Annotated in this window: 2 protein-coding genes and 1 pseudogene; all 3 read right to left on the bottom strand. The window is 36.4% G+C overall.

The window, feature by feature from the left end; genetic code table 11:
- Positions 1 to 479 precede the first annotated feature (479 nt).
- Positions 480 to 1,871, bottom strand: coding sequence for an L-serine ammonia-lyase (locus BN338_RS06020; protein ID WP_039760019.1), 1,392 nt, complete (start codon positions 1,869 to 1,871; stop codon positions 480 to 482).
- A gap of 357 nt (positions 1,872 to 2,228) precedes the next feature.
- Entirely contained in the window at positions 2,229 to 2,918 is a 690-nt protein-coding gene (locus BN338_RS06015; protein WP_039760016.1) for a nitroreductase, read from the bottom strand.
- Positions 2,919 to 3,102: 184 nt separating this feature from the next.
- Positions 3,103 to 3,519 (bottom strand): annotated as a pseudogene (locus BN338_RS13790) (MerR family transcriptional regulator).
- Positions 3,520 to 3,801 lie beyond the last annotated feature (282 nt).

Below are 3,801 nucleotides of genomic sequence, written 5' to 3'. Positions count from 1 at the left end.
TTTTAATGTATACGTTTTATTTATTTTAATTTTTAAAGCTCTCTCACACCTCATCACATTCATTCAAATTTAAAACAAATTTTCCTTAGACACTAAGGTATAATCCTTCATTTCTGAAAAGAATTGCTACGAAAACTTTTAAAAGCCATAAAATCCAGCTAAAAATTAATAACAGATTAATCATTCATTTTACTTTATGTTTTTTTATTATTTCCAATAAGACTGTTTTCCTTTCAGAGACAAATCAAACAGATATAAGCAGTCCTTTCCTTCCAGTCTTGCATGCAAAAGTTGTTACTCGTTCAGAAAGCACAAACCCGTCTCAAATTTATCTCAGGCATGCTGCTGAATTAAATTTGAATTTTGATTGATAAGAAACAAAAACATAAGCTTTCTTAAAAATAAGAATGTAATCCTTTCCCAAAGAGTCCAGTTATGGATTGAAAAAATATTCCAGCTCCTAACAAGAGATCACACTCTTAACAAGATATTGCATTGACTGCGAGGCCACCTTTACTTGTTTCTTTATAACGTTCACTCATATCATGACCCGTCTGACGCATTGTTTCTATACAGGCATCAAGAGAAACAAAATGTTCTCCATTACCATATAATGCAAGAGAAGAAGCCGTTACTGCCTTAACCGCCCCCATTGCATTACGCTCAATACAAGGAACTTGTACAAGACCTGCAACCGGATCACACGTCATTCCCAAGTGATGCTCAAGCGCTATTTCCGCTGCATTTTCAATTTGAGCCGGCGTTCCACCTAACGCTGCAGTCAAGCCCGCTGCGGCCATTGAAGATGCTGTTCCAACTTCACCTTGACATCCAACTTCTGCACCAGAAATAGAGGCATTATGTTTGATAACACCGCCAATAGCTGCTGCCGTCAATAGAAAATTATGTATTCCCTTTTGATCTGAATCATCATTAAACTGAAGATAGTAACGCAAGACTGCGGGGACAACACCAGCTGCCCCATTTGTTGGTGCTGTAACAACACGACCACCTGCTGCATTTTCCTCATTGACTGCCATAGCATATACCGAAAGCCAATCATTTGCCCAAAGTGGATAATTGTAATTCTTTTTTTGATTTTCCAAAAGTGTTTCATGCAGTTTTTTAGCGCGCCTTAGAACATGCAATCCACCAGGTAACTCACCTTCTTGTGAAAGACCTCTATCAATGCAATTTGTCATCGCTGAAAAAATTTCATCAAGCCCTGCATCCAGAGAAGAACGCTCTATCTTTGTTTCTTCATTTAAGCGCTTCATTTCAGCAATTGAAAGTCCGGATTTTTCTGCCATTGATAACATTGTACGCGCAGAATCAAAGGGATATGGCACCTCAAATGCTTCTGGTTCTATATCACCATTCATATGGCTTAATTCATCCTCAGTCACAACAAAGCCACCACCAATAGAATAATAAATCTGCCGCAACAGAACATTCCCACCCGTATCAAGTCCTTCAAATACGAGTCCATTCGTATGTCCAGGTAAAATTTTCTTTCGTTCAAAAATAAGATCACGTTGCAAATCAAACTGATAAGCTGGATGGTCTTCTGGTTGTACTTTTTTTTCACGGATAACTTTTTCTAACAGAAATTCCATATTATCAGGATCAACAGTAGAAGCTTTTTCTCCTAAAAGTCCTAATATAATGGCTCTATCTGTCGCATGACCAATACCGGTGAAAGCTAAAGAACCGTAAAGATAAACACGTATACGAGAAACTTGAATATCAGATGACTGAGAAAAATCTCGTATTTTTTTCAAAAACATATTAGCAGCCGTCATCGGCCCCATCGTATGTGAGCTAGAAGGACCAATTCCAATTTTAAAAAGTTCGAAAACAGATAAAAACACACATCACCTCAAAACTGCGGTATGATTTAAAACTGCGGTATGATTTGAGCATACGCTTTTTATAACGTTTGTCTCGTTTAAAATCAAATTGCGAGATAAACTAAAAAAATGATAGCAATAAACACGAATGTCGCGCGTCTCGCCACCACCCAACACTTTCTTTCTATAGTGCTTTCCATAGTCAACCTTCAAAATGAACAATGCCCCTAGAGTTATCACTCTCTCAACTTTCTAAGCGTAGTAAAATAAGTGTTAATATGCAATACTGAATTCAATAAGAATGTGAGATTCTTACCGGAAATATTTCTCATAATGCCACAAGTTCTTCAAAACGCATGCTTAATTATACAAAATATTTTATGGATATGTTTCAATGAAACGTACAAAGTTTTCTAACGGTTCTCGTTCTGTCTCAAAATTGTTTTCTGGAGCATTCATATCGCGATAACCAAGTGCCATACCACAGATAATATGACGATCAGAAGGAATTGATAAAAGTGTACGAATCTGTTTATGATAATTAGCAAAAGCGGCTTGGGGGCAAGTATCTAATCCAAATCCACGTGCTGCTAACATGATAGTCTGCATGAACATGCCTAAATCAAGCCAACTCCCCATTTCCATGTCGTGATCCATTGTAAACAAGAGTCCTACAGGTGCATCGAAAAATAAAAAATTTCGCGCCTTTTGATGAAGCATTTTTTCTTCATCACCTTTTTGAATTCCAAGACTCTGATAAAGGTCCAAACCAACTTTGCGACGCCTTGAAAGATAAGGCTCACGCCATTGACGTGGATAATACTGATATTCACGCTCTCCTTTTACACCTGAAAGCACAAGTTGTGAAAGCTCTTGCCCTACTTTCTGTAATATACTTCCCGTGAGCACAATCACTTGCCATGGTTGAATATTTGTTCCAGATGGTGCACGGGCTGCAAGTTTTAAGATTTCTTTGATTGTTTCCAGACTAACAGGCTGATCAGTAAAAGAGCGAATTGACTTTCGCGACAAAATAGATTGAAAAATACTCATAGGGGAAACTGCCATTGTCTTTACTTTCTTTATGAAAAATATTTCTTACTTATCAAGGACAATATATTACGAAAATATCTTTGCTGCCTTTTTTCACACGCTCTATTTCTTCAAATTTCTTACACATTTCACGCAGCATTAAAGCCCCGCCACCCATTAGGATAGCACAACCTATCTCTCTTAATAGCAAGAAAATTGTCTAAAAGTAGATGAAATAAATTTCATAATCAACGATTACCCCCGACTCCGCTAAGCTCTCAAAAAAATTCTCCTCAATTCGTTCTAAATCCTGTAGAAGATCATCAATATCGTGCTGCATCCTCTTTAAATCAGCTCGTTTTTTTTATTGAATTCCTGCAATTATTTCTTTAAGCTTTTTCTTCATCATCCAGCTGTTCTCCAACCATAGCCAACATATCAGATATTTCAGACAATGAGAATTTAACTCTTTTAGTACGCAGTATTTGTTTTAACTTATGATGGTCTGTTTGTGTACCAAGTCGTGTATTCCTACGTCGGAAAGGAATAAGAAGCCCCCTTCTTCATAATAACACAAAGTCCGAGCTGTTATTGAAAACTCACGTGTCAATTCCCCAATTGAATAATATTCGTACATTTTATTATTCTGTCTTCAATAGACCACATTGTTATAAGAGATATTTCTATTTTTTATAAAACTTTAGGCAAGCACTCTATCGTCTACTTTCCCGCACTCTAAATATAAAGGCACACATCCTTATCATACAAATATTATACAGCTATCATACAGAAAAAGACCAATTATTTTTTTTAGATTACAGAAAAGACTATTGGTCTTTCGTTATAAGACCTTTTAAATCTTTATAGAAGATATCAATCAGAAAGCTCCTTAAAATTTGAAATCAGTTATTATTTTACT

Source organism: Bartonella queenslandensis AUST/NH15 (genome assembly GCF_000312585.1).
GTDB lineage: Bacteria > Pseudomonadota > Alphaproteobacteria > Rhizobiales > Rhizobiaceae > Bartonella > Bartonella queenslandensis_A.
This window is presented reverse-complemented; position numbering and strand designations above follow the sequence as displayed.

Excerpts from the sequence above, each read along its gene's own strand:
- BN338_RS06015 (WP_039760016.1), bottom strand. The coding sequence starts at position 2,918 with ATGGCAGTTTCCCCTATGAGTATTTTTCAATCTATTTTGTCGCGAAAG.